The 12,968-nt window shown below is 71.8% G+C and carries 16 protein-coding genes and 5 tRNA genes; 9 read left to right on the top strand and 12 right to left on the bottom strand.

Features of this window, described 5'->3' with window-relative positions:
• Positions 1-56: 56 nt before the first annotated feature.
• The gene (locus ACFUO4_RS37325) at positions 57-509 is read right to left on the bottom strand and encodes a TIGR02611 family protein (RefSeq protein WP_079311291.1); all 453 of its coding nucleotides are present in this window, start codon (positions 507-509) and stop codon (positions 57-59) included.
• A 191-nt stretch (positions 510-700) separates the two neighbouring features.
• Here ACFUO4_RS37325 and ACFUO4_RS37320 point away from each other — a divergent pair, with 191 nt between their 5' ends.
• The gene (locus ACFUO4_RS37320) at positions 701-1,114 is read left to right on the top strand and encodes an SsgA family sporulation/cell division regulator (RefSeq protein ID WP_004002642.1); all 414 of its coding nucleotides are present in this window, start codon (positions 701-703) and stop codon (positions 1,112-1,114) included.
• Positions 1,115-1,368: 254 nt separating this feature from the next.
• The gene (locus ACFUO4_RS37315) at positions 1,369-1,929 is read left to right on the top strand and encodes a CGNR zinc finger domain-containing protein (RefSeq protein ID WP_383493292.1); all 561 of its coding nucleotides are present in this window, start codon (positions 1,369-1,371) and stop codon (positions 1,927-1,929) included.
• Between the two features lie 68 nt (positions 1,930-1,997).
• On the opposite strand, the gene ACFUO4_RS37310 is transcribed toward ACFUO4_RS37315, so the two are convergent.
• Positions 1,998-2,150: a hypothetical protein gene (locus ACFUO4_RS37310; RefSeq protein WP_020138043.1), complete on the bottom strand. Its 153-nt coding sequence runs from the start codon at positions 2,148-2,150 to the stop codon at positions 1,998-2,000.
• A gap of 154 nt (positions 2,151-2,304) precedes the next feature.
• On the bottom strand, positions 2,305-2,748 hold the full coding sequence (locus ACFUO4_RS37305; RefSeq protein WP_383493288.1) for a hypothetical protein: 444 nt from the start codon (positions 2,746-2,748) through the stop codon (positions 2,305-2,307).
• 221 nt (positions 2,749-2,969) lie between these two features.
• Here ACFUO4_RS37305 and ACFUO4_RS37300 point away from each other — a divergent pair, with 221 nt between their 5' ends.
• Positions 2,970-3,491: a DsbA family protein gene (locus ACFUO4_RS37300; protein WP_383493285.1), complete on the top strand. Its 522-nt coding sequence runs from the start codon at positions 2,970-2,972 to the stop codon at positions 3,489-3,491.
• A 32-nt stretch (positions 3,492-3,523) separates the two neighbouring features.
• On the opposite strand, the gene ACFUO4_RS37295 is transcribed toward ACFUO4_RS37300, so the two are convergent.
• From ACFUO4_RS37295 to ACFUO4_RS37285, 3 genes are all read right to left on the bottom strand, one after another.
• Positions 3,524-4,348: a GNAT family N-acetyltransferase gene (locus ACFUO4_RS37295; RefSeq protein ID WP_383493283.1), complete on the bottom strand. Its 825-nt coding sequence runs from the start codon at positions 4,346-4,348 to the stop codon at positions 3,524-3,526.
• Positions 4,349-4,419: 71 nt separating this feature from the next.
• Entirely contained in the window at positions 4,420-5,241 is an 822-nt protein-coding gene (locus ACFUO4_RS37290) for an aminotransferase class IV (protein ID WP_383493280.1), read from the bottom strand.
• Complete coding sequence (locus tag ACFUO4_RS37285) at positions 5,238-6,284, bottom strand: chorismate-binding protein (RefSeq protein ID WP_383493277.1); 1,047 nt, start codon at positions 6,282-6,284, stop codon at positions 5,238-5,240. The genes ACFUO4_RS37290 and ACFUO4_RS37285 overlap by 4 nt, the downstream gene beginning before the upstream one ends.
• Positions 6,285-6,461: 177 nt before the next feature.
• Here ACFUO4_RS37285 and ACFUO4_RS37280 point away from each other — a divergent pair.
• The 5 genes from ACFUO4_RS37280 to ACFUO4_RS37260 all read left to right on the top strand — a co-directional run bounded on the left by ACFUO4_RS37280 (position 6,462) and on the right by ACFUO4_RS37260 (position 6,929).
• Positions 6,462-6,534 (top strand) — tRNA-Gly (locus tag ACFUO4_RS37280).
• A gap of 41 nt (positions 6,535-6,575) precedes the next feature.
• Positions 6,576-6,649: transfer RNA gene (locus tag ACFUO4_RS37275), tRNA-Cys, on the top strand.
• 1 nt (position 6,650) lies between these two features.
• Positions 6,651-6,722, top strand: a tRNA-Val gene (locus tag ACFUO4_RS37270).
• 31 nt (positions 6,723-6,753) lie between these two features.
• Positions 6,754-6,825 (top strand) — tRNA-Val (locus ACFUO4_RS37265).
• Positions 6,826-6,857: 32 nt separating this feature from the next.
• Positions 6,858-6,929 (top strand) — tRNA-Val (locus ACFUO4_RS37260).
• A gap of 62 nt (positions 6,930-6,991) precedes the next feature.
• Here ACFUO4_RS37260 and ACFUO4_RS37255 read toward each other — a convergent pair.
• The 4 genes from ACFUO4_RS37255 to ACFUO4_RS37240 all read right to left on the bottom strand — a co-directional run bounded on the left by ACFUO4_RS37255 (position 6,992) and on the right by ACFUO4_RS37240 (position 9,201).
• Positions 6,992-7,285, bottom strand: a complete 294-nt coding sequence (locus ACFUO4_RS37255; RefSeq protein ID WP_126270797.1) for a zf-TFIIB domain-containing protein — start codon at positions 7,283-7,285, stop codon at positions 6,992-6,994.
• A gap of 80 nt (positions 7,286-7,365) precedes the next feature.
• Entirely contained in the window at positions 7,366-8,301 is a 936-nt protein-coding gene (locus ACFUO4_RS37250; protein ID WP_383493273.1) for a phosphotransferase family protein, read from the bottom strand.
• Between the two features lie 229 nt (positions 8,302-8,530).
• The gene (locus ACFUO4_RS37245) at positions 8,531-8,728 is read right to left on the bottom strand and encodes a hypothetical protein (RefSeq protein WP_383493270.1); all 198 of its coding nucleotides are present in this window, start codon (positions 8,726-8,728) and stop codon (positions 8,531-8,533) included.
• A 197-nt stretch (positions 8,729-8,925) separates the two neighbouring features.
• Complete coding sequence (locus ACFUO4_RS37240; RefSeq protein WP_383493267.1) at positions 8,926-9,201, bottom strand: hypothetical protein; 276 nt, start codon at positions 9,199-9,201, stop codon at positions 8,926-8,928.
• Positions 9,202-9,397: 196 nt separating this feature from the next.
• Between ACFUO4_RS37240 and ACFUO4_RS37235 the strand changes: the two genes are divergently transcribed.
• Positions 9,398-10,804: a protein kinase gene (locus tag ACFUO4_RS37235; RefSeq protein WP_383493429.1), complete on the top strand. Its 1,407-nt coding sequence runs from the start codon at positions 9,398-9,400 to the stop codon at positions 10,802-10,804.
• A gap of 9 nt (positions 10,805-10,813) precedes the next feature.
• Here ACFUO4_RS37235 and ACFUO4_RS37230 read toward each other — a convergent pair whose 3' ends face one another.
• Together ACFUO4_RS37230 and cobA are read right to left on the bottom strand one after the other, a co-directional pair.
• The gene (locus ACFUO4_RS37230; protein WP_383493264.1) at positions 10,814-11,632 is read right to left on the bottom strand and encodes a TrmH family RNA methyltransferase; all 819 of its coding nucleotides are present in this window, start codon (positions 11,630-11,632) and stop codon (positions 10,814-10,816) included.
• 64 nt (positions 11,633-11,696) lie between these two features.
• On the bottom strand, positions 11,697-12,929 hold the full coding sequence (gene cobA, locus ACFUO4_RS37225) for a uroporphyrinogen-III C-methyltransferase (protein ID WP_383493261.1): 1,233 nt from the start codon (positions 12,927-12,929) through the stop codon (positions 11,697-11,699).
• Positions 12,930-12,968: the final 39 nt, after the last annotated feature.

The following is a 12,968-nucleotide window of genomic DNA, read 5'->3' as shown; positions in this document are numbered from 1 at the left end:
GGAAGAACATTACCCCATGTCAGGGGGTGCCTGAGCACCCCCCGCGCGGCCGGTGGTCACTGGTCCTTGATGTTCCAGGGCATCTCGAAGCCGAACTTGTAGACGTAGACCGCGACGATCGCGGCCACGATCACCAGGCCGATCGACGTCAGGATGATGTTGCGCCGGCGGACCTTGGGGTCGAGCGCCCGCTGTGCCGCCTCGGTCACCTTGCGTTTCGTCCAGCGCAGCACCAGCTGGGCCCAGACGAACTCGGTCGCCCAGATCGCCATGCCGCCGAAGATCACGACCCAGCCGGGTCCGGGCAGCGGAAGCATGATGATGCCCAGGACCACGACCGCGAGGCCGATGATGAAGATCCCGACCTGCCAGCTCAGGTGCAGCACACGGCGGGCCTTGATGAATTCCGGCGCTTTCGAGCCGAGCCCCTGCTCGCCCTGCGCCCCACTGGTCTGCGTCTCGTCCGATGCCACAGCCGCCTCGGCCCGCTCGTCACTCCCCGTGTTCATACAGCCAAACCCTACCGGAGAGAAACCAGTCACCGTAATGGTCGTACCTCGCGAACAGGTCCTCGGCCGGAAGAGTTACGTAAAGGCACGCAAAACACTCAGAGGGGTTTACAACGGCACCGTAGGTGGCATGTCGATTTCGCCGACGTGCGAATCCCCGAGCGCACACTGAGCGAAAGGCCCTGGCGCTTATGAACACCACGGTCAGCTGCGAGCTGCACCTGCGCCTCGTTGTGTCGAGCGAGTCCTCCCTGCCTGTCCCCGCAGGCCTGCGGTACGACACGGCCGACCCCTACGCCGTGCACGCCACCTTCCACACCGGAGCCGAGGAGACCGTCGAGTGGGTGTTCGCCCGCGACCTCCTCGCGGAGGGCCTCCACCGGCCCACCGGCACCGGCGACGTCCGAGTCTGGCCGTCGCGCAGTCACGGTCAGGGCGTCGTGTGCATCGCCCTGAGCTCCCCGGAGGGCGAAGCCCTGCTCGAGGCCCCGGCACGGGCCCTGGAGTCGTTCCTGAAGCGCACGGACGCTGCGGTGCCGCCCGGCACCGAGCACCGGCACTTCGATCTCGATCAGGAGCTCTCGCACATCCTGGCGGAAAGCTAGGGCGAGGCCTCACCAAGCCGCCCGGCGCCGTCGACTCGGGGTGACGGCTCGGGCCAAGACAACCGCATAGGTACGCACACCGGCGCTGTCACCGCGGATCCTCGCGGGGCGGCGCCGGTGTGCTGGTGCGGTCTCTCAGCCGCACGGTGGCGCGGGATCCGGGCGGCCGCGACCGGTACAGCCGCTCAGGAAGCCACTACGATCGGCCAGCATCGGGCGGGCACCCGCCCGACCCCCAGGCCAGGGAGCGAAATGTGCTGATCACCCATGACACCCGGTGCGCCCTCGATGCCGTGGTGGATCTGGTGAACACCGCACCGGAGGACACCACGACCCCGGACGGGCTGCCGGACGTCGTTGCTCTCGAGGATTTCGTACGAAAGCACGAGATCAGCGATGTCGGGGTGCTCTCCGAGTTCGACCTCTCCGCGGTGCGCAAGATCCGCGGGCGGTTCGCCGCGATCTTCTCGGCCGCGGACGCCCGGGTCGCCGCCGGGATGATCAACGAGCTGGTGGCCGCGGCGGGCACCACGCCCCGGCTCACGGATCACGACGGCTACGACTGGCACGTGCACTACTTCGCCCCGGGCGCCTCCGTCGCCGATCATCTGGCGGCGGACTGCGGGATGGCGCTGGCCTTCTTCGTGGTCGCCGGGGAGCAGGAGCGGCTGCGGCGCTGCGAGGCGCCCGACTGCCGGCGCGCCTTCGTCGACCTCTCCCGCAACCGGTCGCGGCGCTACTGCGACAGCCGCACCTGCGGGAACCGGCTGCACGTGGCCGCCTACCGGGCGCGCCGGAAGGAAGCGGCGGGCTGAGCGTCAGCGCTCCGCGGGAGTGCCGCCCGCGGTACCCGGCGGGTGGCGCCGGGTACCGCGGGAACGGCTCACAGCAACAGCAGATCGTGCAGCGCAGCCATGAGCAGCAGACACCCGATCACCGCAAGGAAGATCATCAGCGGTGGCTGGGAAAGGGCGAAAAGGCACCCGCGCGGCTCGTCCTGAGGCGGCGCGGCGTCGCTCTGTGTCGTGTCCAGCATCTCGCGGGCGATGATGACGCAGACAGCACCCTCGGCGTTACCAACACGCCCGGAAACGCAGGGTAGTTCGCCGGATCCCGTGATCCGCGGTCCAGAACGTTCACGGCGCGTTCGGATCGGTGCCGACTGTGTCGTTTCAGTCAGCCCGCGTCCGTCATATGCCGTGCTTCTTCAGGATGGCCTCGATGTCGCTGAAGTCGTCCGCCGCGGTCCCGGAGCGCGGCGTGGCGGCCGGGCGGGAGGCGGCCCGGGCGCTCGGGCCGAGGGAGGGGGCCGAGGCCGCCGGTGCGACCGCCTCACGCTGAGCCGACCGGGCCGCCTTGCGCTCCTTGCGGGTACCGCCGCGGCGGCGCTCCACCGCGCGCGTGGCGGAGAAGAGCAGCCAGGCGGCGCCGAGCACCCCGAAGCCCGCCCAGGCCGTGACGCTGAAGGCCGTGTCGGCCGCCCACTCCACGACGCCGGTCATCACCAGGCCGATCGGCACGAGCGAGTACGCCGCGATCCGGGCGGCCGCGAGGAAGCGCTTGCGGTACGCCGTGACCGCCGCGATGCCCAGGCCTGCCGCGGAGACGGCGGAACAGACGGTCTCGGCAATCATCCGGTCCTCCAGGCAGGGGTCGGTCGGCCAGTTCGTCCCTTCCATCCTGCACCGCCCGAACCCCCTGGGGCCATGCTCCGACAGGACATCAGGGACATCTCCGGGTCGGATCGTCCGCAGGTGCCGGTCGGGGCGGGTGCCGGCCGGGGGTGCGCCAAGCGGCCGTGCCGGCCCACCAGGGTCGATTCGGTCGTTCGCAGGGCGGCTGGGAGACTGGGGGTATGAGTGACTCCTCCCCCGTGCGTCCCGTCGTCCCCGTGCTCGACGTCTGGTGCGAACTCCAGTGCCCTGACTGCCGTGACGCCCTGGACGACATCCGGGCTCTGCGGGCCCGTTACGGCGACCGGCTGGAGGTGCGCCTGCGGCACTTCCCGCTGGAGAAGCACAAGCACGCCTTCGCCGCCGCGCAGGCCGCCGAGGAGGCCGCGGAGCAGGGCAGGGCGTGGGAGTACGTCGAGGCCGTGCTGGGGCGGGTCGAGGAGCTGGACCGTAAGGGAGAGCCCTTCCTGGTCGAGGTGGCCGGTGAACTGGGCCTCGACGCCGAGGAGTTCGACACCGCGCTGATCGACGGCCGGCACATCCTGATCGTGGACGCCGACCAGGCCGAGGGCAAGGCGATCGGCGTGACCGGCACCCCGACGTACGTGGTCGACGGTGAGCGTCTCGACGGCGGCAAGAGCCAGGAGGGCCTGCGCGAGCGCATCGAGGAGATCGTGGACCGGCTGCTGGCCGGGAACGCCTGACCCCCGCGGCTCCGGCGGCTCCTCGACGGCCGCTACAGCAGCGGCTTGTAGAAGGCGTACCGCGTCGTCTCGTATCCCAGTGACTCGTACAGGCGCTCGGCCGGGGTGTTACCCGCGAACACGTTGAGGCCCAGGGTGCTGCTGCCGAGGGCGTGTGCCTGGATCTCCGCCAGCAGCATCAGGGCGCGGCCGTGGCCGTGGCCGCGCCGGTCCGCGTCCACCTCGACGTCGTAGACGAAGGGCTTGCCGTCCCGCAGGGCGAGCCACAGGACGCCCACGCGCGTGCCCTCGTGTTCGAGGATGTGCAACCACGTGTCCTCGGTGGCGAAGCCCTGGGGCAGCAGGGTGTCGTGGTCGCGCCGGGACTTGGCGCGGGCCTCGGCCTCGGGCACGCCCCGGGCGATCCAGGTGCGCGCGTAGTCCTCGGTCTCGTGCATCAGCCAGGCGTCGAAGTCGGCCTCGGTCATGGGGCGCGCCCGGTAGCCGGCCGGCAGCGTGGGCGGGGTGTCGGCGAGCTGCTTCCGCATGCCGCGGTTGCGCAGGACGTAGCCGAGCGCCCGGACGAGCCGTAGCGCCGCCTCCTCGGTCGCGGCGACGCCGATCTCGATCTCCCGGCAGCCCCAGCCGCGCGCGACCTCCTCGGCGGCCAGCGCGGCCACCGTCCCCCGGCCCCGGCGCCGGTCGGGTTCCTCGATGCGCAGATCGTGGATGCACGCCACGGAGGCGCCGAAGGCGGGCGACGTGCCGAGGCGGACGGCGCCGACGGGACGGCTGTTCACGCACACCTGGTAGCGGCGTGAACGCGTGCCGTCGGCATGCTGCTGGAGCGGCTCGGTCGGCCGCAGGGTGGTGGTCATCAGGGGTGTTCTACCCGCTGCCGTGCTCCGAGGCAGCCCAATATTCGGAGCGCCTCGGGGACGGGGGCCTGTCACGGGTCGAGGTCGTTGCCCGCCCGCTCGTCGAAGATCCGCATGGCCTTCGCGGTCACCGGTCCCGGCGCACCGGGCAGTTCGCGGTCGTCGACGCGGTGCACGGCCTGTACGTCGCGCAGGGTGGAGGTGAGGAAGACCTCCTCTGCCCGCTCCAGGACGTCCAGCGGCAGGTCGGTCTCCTTGGCGCCGGTCCATTCGACCGTCAACGCGCGTGTAATGCCCGCGAGGCAGCCGGAGGCGAGCGGCGGAGTGTGGAGCTCGCCGTCCAGGACGACGAAGACGTTCGACCCGGTGCCCTCGCAGAGCTGTCCCACGGTGTTGGCGAACAGCGCCTCCGAGGCGCCCTGGGCGTGCGCGCGGGAGAGCGCGACGACGTTCTCGGCGTACGAGGTGGTCTTCAGACCGGCCAGGGCGCCGCGCTCGTTGCGCGTCCAGGGGACGGTGATCGCGGCCGTGGTGTCGGGGCGGCGCTTGGTCTCGCCGAGGGCGACGACCAGGGTCGGGCCGTGTTCCCCGCGGTCGGAGCCGAGGGGGCCGTGGCCGCCGGTGTAGGTGATGCGCAGCCGGCCGAGCGGCACGGGGTTGGCGTCGAGGACGGCGGCGCAGGCGCGGCGCACCTCGTCGAGGTCCGGGTCGGGCAGACCGAGACCACGGGCGGAGCGGGTCAGCCGGTCCAGGTGCCGGGTCAGGGCGAACGGGCGGCCGTCCACCGCCTTCACGGTCTCGAAGATGCCGTCGCCCACGGTCAGCCCGTGGTCGAAGACGGAGACGCGGGCGGACTCGCTGTCCTCAAGCCCGCCGTCGAGCCAGATCTTCACGTCGGTAGTCCCTCTCCACTCACCTCGTACGTTCCCGACGCTACCGCGAGCAGCCGGGCGGCCTTCAGCTCGGTCTCCCGCCACTCCCCGTCGGGGTCGGAACCCCAGGTGATCCCGGCGCCGGTGCCGAAGCGCAGCACGCCTTCGGCGCGGTCGATCCAGAAGGTGCGGATGCCGACGGCCAGCTCCCCGGTGCCCCGGTCGGCGTCGACCCAGCCGACGCCGCCGCAGTAGGGGCCGCGCGGCGCCGTCTCCAGGGCGTCGATGATCCGCAGGGCGCTGGACTTGGGCGCGCCGGTGACCGAGCCCGGCGGGAACGCGGCGGCCAGCAGCTCCGGCCAGCCGGCGCCGTCGCGCAGCTCACCGCGGACCGTCGAGACGAGGTGCACGAGGCCGGGGTGCTTCTCCACGGCGCACAGGTCGGGGACGGTGACGCTGCCGGTGGCGCAGACCTGCCCGATGTCGTTGCGGACCAGGTCGACGATCATGACGTTCTCGGCGTAGTCCTTCTCCAGGAGGTCCGCCTCGGTGCGTCCGGTGCCCTTGATCGGCCCGGACTCGACGACCCGGCCCTCGCGGCGCAGGAACAGCTCGGGTGAGGCGGTGGCCACCTCCACGCCGTGCTCCGGCAGCCGGATCGTTCCTGCGTATGGTGCCGGGTTGCCGCGGGCCAGCAGGGCCGTCAGCGCGTCCACGTCGGCGTCGGGCGCCACAGGCGCGCTCAGGACGCGGCAGAGGTTCGCCTGATAGACCTCGCCGGCCGCGATGTGCTCCCGTATGCGCCGCACGCCCGCCGTGTACCCGGCACGGTCCAGGGACGACGTCCAGTCGCCGACCGCCGGGCCGTGCCACGCCCCCGGCACCGGGGCGGGCACCGCCTCCTGTCGTACGTCCCGGAAACGGGCGCAGGTCAGACGGCCCTCGAAGTCGGCGCAGACGGCCCAGAAGCCACTGGAGTCCAGGGCAGCCGGGTCGCTGGTGACGTCGAGGAGACCGGTGGCGACACGGTCACCGAAGCGGGCGAGAGGAGCGAGGTCGAGCACGCGTCGAGTCTATGGCGGGTGTCCCGCGGGTGACCTGGTCATGTCCCTTCGGGGCCCCTGAGCAGGTGCGCGGGCAGACGCAGCGCAGCACGCTGCACAAACGCGTTTTTGTACTGGCCCAGGAATCCGCTAGAGTTCAACACGTCGCCGGGACGCGCAAGCCGAACGGAAAGACAGGCGAACGTAGCTCAGTTGGTAGAGCGCAACCTTGCCAAGGTTGAGGTCGCGAGTTCGAACCTCGTCGTTCGCTCGGAAGAGCAAGGGGGATCATCCCGAACCCCCGACACTCCTGGTGGAGTGGCCGAGAGGCGAGGCAACGGCCTGCAAAGCCGTCTACACGGGTTCAAATCCCGTCTCCACCTCCAAGGACGATTAGCTCAGCGGGAGAGCGCTTCCCTGACACGGAAGAGGTCACTGGTTCAATCCCAGTATCGTCCACTGGATCTTCGGTTGATCGAAGGTCTGACCCGCGCGATTAGCTCAGCGGGAGAGCGCTTCCCTGACACGGAAGAGGTCACTGGTTCAATCCCAGTATCGCGCACGCAAGATCCACAGTCTCGACTGTGATCCCGAGGACGATTAGCTCAGCGGGAGAGCGCTTCCCTGACACGGAAGAGGTCACTGGTTCAATCCCAGTATCGTCCACACACCGAAGCCCCCGGCCTTGTGCCGGGGGCTTCTTCGTGTGCGGTCGGCCGTCGGGCCGCTCAGCTGGAGAACAGCATGTGGCCGAAGCTCTTGTGCCGCTGGTGGTGGCCGTAGTGGCCGCCGTGGTGCCCGCCGTGCTGCGGGGCGCCCCAGGCGGGGGCCGCGGGGGCCGGGTAGGCCTGCGGGGCGGCTGGGGGCGGCGGGGCGGGCTGGCTCCACTGGGACTCCAGGCGGGTCAGCGCCTCCAGCTCGCCGTAGTCCAGGAAGATCCCGCGACAGCCACTGCACTGCTCGATCTGGACGCCGTTGCGGTTGTACGTGTGCATGGGGGCATGGCACTTGGGGCACTGCATGGTCGGCTCAACTCCTCGCCGGTCGGTCCTGCTTCGTGTTCCGCCAGGACAGACACTGTCCGGCTGCGGTCGGTTGCACCCTACTTCGCGAATGTCCCGGTCAACTCCGGTGGGGCGGAACCGATTCGGGCACAGGCGTCGATCAGCAACTGTTCGACCTCGTCCAGCGGGCGGTCCGCCGCGAGGGCCTTGGCGAGGAAGCGTGCGGCGGTCTGCACGGTCAGGGCGCGGGCCGGGACGTCCAGGGCGGGCCAGGGGTCGCCGTCGGGCGGTACGGCGGGGCCGCCCGCGGCGCGGTAGGCGTCGAGGAAGCGGGTCCACTCGTCGGGCGGGAGCAGCCCGCAGGCGTACCAGGCGGCCGGGCGGGCGAGGTCCCAGGCGGGTACGCCGGTGCCGAGGTCGTCGACGTCGATGAGGAGCCACGGTCCGTCGGGGGCGGGGTGGCGGACGAGCTGGCCGAGGTGGAGGTCGCCGTGGCAGAGGGTGCGGGTGTCCGGCATGGGCGCCTCAGCGCGGGCCCAGGCGGGGAGGGTGGCCCAGGCTTCGAGGACGGGGCGGCTGGCGGGGTGCGGTGGTGCCGCGCGGAGGCGGTCGACCGCGTGGGCCGCCTTGGCCGGGCCGCGCATCGCGGGGAGGTCCGGGGCGGCCGGGGTGCGGTGCAGACGGGCGAGAAGGGTCGCCGCCTCCTGCCAGGGGGCCGCGTCCGGTTTCTGCGGGTCCACGGGGGTGCCGTACGGCCAGAACGTGACGAGGCGGTCGTGGAGGGCGGCCGGGGTGGGGGCGAGCGGGGGGAGGAGGATGCCCGGGAGACGGGTGGCCGTGGCGAGGCGGGGGGTCAGCTCCGCGAGGGGGGTGCCCGGGGCGTGGGCCTTGGCGACCGTGTCGGCGTGGCGGACGACGGTGGCGTCGGGGCGGTCGGCGAGGGTGCTGGTGCCGCAGACGCAGGACGCGGTTCGGGCATGGGCCGTGACCTTGGCCCGGGTGGTGAGCTCGGCGAGCAGGGCGGTGGCGGTCACGGGGCTCCCTCGGGCGGTGCACGGTCAGGCTGTGAGGGTACGGCGCCCGCATCGGCCGGGGCAGAGCCGTTCGCGACGACCGCGTCGCGGAAAAGTCGCGGAAAAAGCAATGCCGGCGCAGCTCCCCAGCTGCGCCGGCATTTGTGCCGTCCGCCGCACCCCCGTCCCCACGGGGTTTCATGGGTGGATGTCCCCGCCCGGACCGCTCTTCCGGGCCTGGGGTCGCCGCTCAGCGCCCCAGCATCACGCCCACGGACGACGCCTGTGTGGCCACCGTCTCCCAGCCTCCGAAGAGGAGGAAGAGCAGGACCGCAGGAGGAAGGGCCATCAGCGTCGCCACCAAGGGGTGACGGCGGCCCGTGCGGCGGGGGCGGAACGTGGTGCGCTCCTGTGTGCGGATCATCGTCCGCGGTGCCGTGTGGGCCATGGTCCCTCTCCTGACCGTTTCCGTTGTCGTTGGCAGCGGCGGGTGTCTGACCTCGGGGGACGAGTGCTGCACCCGCCGCTTGACCTCAAATCTAGGCGGACGGCGAGCGCCGCACGTCATGCCCTCGTACCGATTGCCGGGCCTCCCGGAGGATGAGCCATGACCTGCGGAGTACTCCCCTGGGTGGAGACGGAGACCTAGGTCTCCGGGTCTTCCCGGAGGGGGCGCCCGCTTGGCCCCGGTTTCTCCGAGCTGTCCTCGCGCGGCACCGGCTGCTCGACCAGCGCCAGGACCCGCGTCGCCATGAAGCGGGCCGTCCGGACGACGGAGCCGCTGCGGGTGACTTCGCTCACTTCCACCACACCTCGGCGGACCGCTGTCTCCACTCGGCGGCCCGCTCTGCTCGCCACCACCTCGTACGTGCGCGTCGTGTCCCCTGCGTCCACGACTATCTCCACGCGATCACCCTTCACGGGTTCAATCCCCCTTCTGCGACGGATGGTTGGGAGAGCGCGCGCGTCAAAGCCCCGCGGTGCGCGCGCTCCCTGACCACCTCTCAATTCTCCCACCGGGCACTGACAATCCATCGGGACGAGAGGGCGCGGCCTCTGCGCGCGGGCGGCCGCATAAACGTAAGCTGTGGCTCGTCACACGGACCGGGCAGCGGGGATGAACATGGCGATGATGCGCCTGAGGCGCGAGGACCCGCGCGTCGTCGGCTCGTTCAGGCTTCACAGACGGCTCGGCGCGGGCGGTATGGGCGTCGTCTACCTGGGCTCCGACAAGAAGGGGCAGCGGGTCGCACTGAAGGTGATCCGGCCCGATCTGGCGGAGGACCAGGAGTTCCGTTCGCGGTTCGCGCGTGAGGTCTCGGCGGCCCGGCGGATCAGGGGTGGTTGCACGGCACGGCTCGTGGCGGCCGATCTGGAGGCCGAGCGGCCGTGGTTCGCCACCCAGTACGTGCCCGGCCCCTCCCTGCACGACAAGGTCGCCGACGAGGGTTCCCTGGTCGCGGCCGAGGTCGCCGCGATCGGTGCGGCGCTGTCGGAAGGGCTGGTGGCGGTGCACGAGGCCGGTGTGGTGCACCGGGATCTGAAGCCGTCCAACATCCTGCTCTCCCCCAAGGGGCCGCGGATCATCGACTTCGGCATCGCCTGGGCGACGGGGGCCTCGACGCTCACGCATGTCGGCACCGCCGTCGGCTCGCCCGGTTTCCTCGCGCCGGAGCAGGTGCGCGGCGCGGCCGTCACTCCGGCCACCGACGTGTTCTCGCTCGGTGCGACCCTGGCGTACGCCTCGATGGGCGACTCGCCCTTCGGGCACGGCAGTTCCGAGGTGATGCTGTACCGGGTCGTGCACGAGGAGGCGCAGCTGCACGGCGTACCGGACGCTCTTGCTCCGCTCGTGCGTGCCTGTCTCGCCAAGGACCCCGAGGAACGGCCGAGCACCCTCCAACTGTCGCTGCGGCTCAAGGAGATCGCCGCGCGGGAGGCGCAGGGGCTGGCCGACGTACGGCCGCCCGCGCCGCGCGGCGCCGATGTCGACCGGCCCGCAGGGCGGGTCACCGAGAGCTATTCCGACCCGCAGCGGCTTCAGCAGCGGCGGCCTCCGGGGGCGCAGCCGGGGCCCACGCAGCGCACTCCGGCGCCGCGCGGCGGTACGCCGTCGTCCTCGCGCGGGCCCGCTCCCTCGCGCAACGGCACGCCGTCGCGGGGTGGCGGTCCCACGTCCCGGTCCGGTGCCCGGCCGACGCCGGCCTCGCGGAACACGACCCGTTCGGGGGGCGGGAACCGTCCCGCGCCGCGCAGTGGTACGGGGCGTCCGGCGCCCAGGACCACGGGGACGGGCCGGCGGCCCGCCAATCCGCGGCTGCTGCGGCAGCGGCTGTTCGTGTTCGTGGTCGTGACCCTGCTGGTGGCTCTCGGCATCGCCGCGGCGCAGGGGTGCCAGGGCCCGGCGCGGGGCATCGGCGACGAGCGTGACGGCGTACGGCAGCAGCAGGTGCACTATCCGCCGCTGGACAAGGGGAAGTTGATGTCCGAGCGGTTCGAGTCGACGTTGGAGACGTTCGACTGAGGCGCGGGCTTACAGCTCGGGGCGTCCCGTGGCCACCGCGTAGAAGGCGACCGCTGCCGCCGCGCCGACGTTGAGGGAGTCGACGCCGTGGGCCATCGGGATGCGGACCCATTCGTCGGCGGCGACCAGGGCCTGGGTGGAGAGGCCGTCGCCCTCCGCGCCGAGCATCAGGGCGACGCGGTCCATCTTGTGCGGGGCGGTCTCGTCGAGGGTCTTGGCCTTCTCGTCCGGGGTGAGGGCGAGGAGCGTGAAGCCGGCCTCGCGGACCGACTCCAGGCTCTTGGGCCAGGTGTCGAGACGGGCGTAGGGGACGGAGAAGACCGCGCCCATCGAGACCTTCACGCTGCGGCGGTAGAGCGGGTCCGCGCAGTCCGGTGAGAGCAGCACCGCGTCCATGCCCAGGGCCGCCGCCGAGCGGAAGATCGCGCCGATGTTGGTGTGGTCGTTGACCGACTCCATGACCACCACCCGGCGGGCCGTCTGGAGGAGGTCGGTCGCCGTCGGGAGCGGTTTGCGCTGCATGGAGGCGAGCGCGCCGCGGTGCACGTGGTAGCCGGTGACCCGCTCGGCGAGTTCCGGGCTGACGGCGTAGACCGGCGCCGGGAGCTCGTCGATGACGTCGCGCATGACGTCGACCCACTTGGCGGACAGCAGCATCGAACGCATCTCGTAGCCGGCGTCCTTGGCTCGTCTGATGACCTTCTCGCCCTCGGCGATGAACAGGCCCTCGGCCGGTTCGCGCTTGCGGCGCAGCTCCACGTCGGTCAGGCCTGTGTAGTCGCGCAGGCGCGGGTCGTCGGGGTCCTCGACGGTGATGAGATCGGCCACAGGGTGATACTGCCTTGCTCTGGGTGCGGTGCCAACGGCTGGGAACGAGTTGTGTTACCCGGGGTTACTCGGATGCCCGCGGGCCTACGGTGACGACCTCGCCGATGACGATCACCGCGGGTGGCTTCACGTCCTCGCGTACGGCCGTCTCGCCGACCGTCGCGAGGGTGGCGTCCACGCGGCGCTGGGCGGCGGTGGTGCCCTCCTGGACCAGGGCGACCGGGGTGTCCGGGGACTTGCCGTGGGCGACCAGCGTCTCGGCGATCCTGCCGATCTTGTCGACGCCCATGAGGATCACCAGGGTGCCGGTGAGCTTGGCCAGGGACGCCCAGTCGACCAGGGAGCGCTCGTCGTCAGGGGCGACATGGCCGCTGACCACCGTGAACTCGTGTGCGACACCGCGGTGGGTGACCGGGATGCCGGCCGCGCCCGGGACCGAGATCGAGCTGGAGATGCCGGGGACGACGGTGCAGGGGATGCCGGCCTCGGCGAGAGCGTGCAGCTCCTCCATGCCCCGGCCGAAGACGTAGGGGTCGCCGCCCTTCAGCCGTACGACGGACTTGCCCTGCTTGGCGTGCTCGATCAGCGCGTTGTTGATGGCCTCCTGGGCCATGAAACGGCCGTACGGGATCTTCGCCGCGTCGATCACCTCGACGTGCGGCGGGAGTTCGGCGAGGAGGTCGCGCGGGCCGAGGCGGTCGGCGATGACGACGTCCGCCTCGGCGAGCAGGCGGCGGCCGCGGACCGTGATGAGGTCCGGGTCGCCGGGTCCGCCGCCGACGAGGGCGACGCCCGGGGTGCGGGTGCGGTGGTGGGGGGCGACGAGGGTGCCGTCGCGGAGTCCCTCGACGACCGCGTCGCGGATGGCGGCGGTGTGGCGGGGGTCGCGGCCGCGCGCGTCGGTGGTGAGGACCGCGACGGTGACGCCTTCGCTGTGGCCGGTGGCGGGGGTCCAGGCGGTGGCCTGGTCGGCGTCGTCGGAGCGGACGCACCAGACGCGGTGCGCCTCGGCCTCGGCGGAGGCGGCGGTGTTCGCCTCGGGGTCGCTGGTGGCGATGAGGGCGTACCAGGCGCCGGTGAGGTCGCCGGTCGTGTAGGGGCGCTTCTCCCAGGTGATCTCGCCGGCGTCCGCCATGGCTTCGACGGAAGGGGTCGCCTCGGGGGACACGAGGACGATGTCCGCGCCCGCCGCGATCAGGGCCGGGAGGCGGCGCTGGGCGACCTGCCCGCCGCCGAGGACGACGACCTTGCGGCCGGTGAGGCGGAGGCCTACGGGGTAGGCGGGGTTTTCGGCCATGAGGGTGCGGCTCCTCTGGGGCGTGGCGGGGCCCTGACG

It is taken from the genome of Streptomyces sp. NPDC057280 (genome assembly GCF_042668605.1).
Lineage (GTDB): Bacteria > Actinomycetota > Actinomycetes > Streptomycetales > Streptomycetaceae > Streptomyces.
This window is presented reverse-complemented; position numbering and strand designations above follow the sequence as displayed.

Coding starts and splice junctions, on each gene's coding strand:
- ACFUO4_RS37325 (WP_079311291.1), bottom strand. CDS start 509: ATGAACACGGGGAGTGACGAGCGGGCCGAGGCGGCTGTGGCATCGGAC.
- ACFUO4_RS37320 (WP_004002642.1), top strand. CDS start 701: ATGAACACCACGGTCAGCTGCGAGCTGCACCTGCGCCTCGTTGTGTCG.
- ACFUO4_RS37310 (WP_020138043.1), bottom strand. CDS start 2,150: ATGCTGGACACGACACAGAGCGACGCCGCGCCGCCTCAGGACGAGCCG.
- ACFUO4_RS37305 (WP_383493288.1), bottom strand. CDS start 2,748: ATGATTGCCGAGACCGTCTGTTCCGCCGTCTCCGCGGCAGGCCTGGGC.
- ACFUO4_RS37300 (WP_383493285.1), top strand. CDS start 2,970: ATGAGTGACTCCTCCCCCGTGCGTCCCGTCGTCCCCGTGCTCGACGTC.
- ACFUO4_RS37295 (WP_383493283.1), bottom strand. CDS start 4,348: ATGACCACCACCCTGCGGCCGACCGAGCCGCTCCAGCAGCATGCCGAC.
- ACFUO4_RS37255 (WP_126270797.1), bottom strand. CDS start 7,285: ATGCAGTGCCCCAAGTGCCATGCCCCCATGCACACGTACAACCGCAAC.
- ACFUO4_RS37245 (WP_383493270.1), bottom strand. CDS start 8,728: ATGGCCCACACGGCACCGCGGACGATGATCCGCACACAGGAGCGCACC.
- ACFUO4_RS37235 (WP_383493429.1), top strand. CDS start 9,398: ATGAACATGGCGATGATGCGCCTGAGGCGCGAGGACCCGCGCGTCGTC.
- cobA (WP_383493261.1), bottom strand. CDS start 12,929: ATGGCCGAAAACCCCGCCTACCCCGTAGGCCTCCGCCTCACCGGCCGC.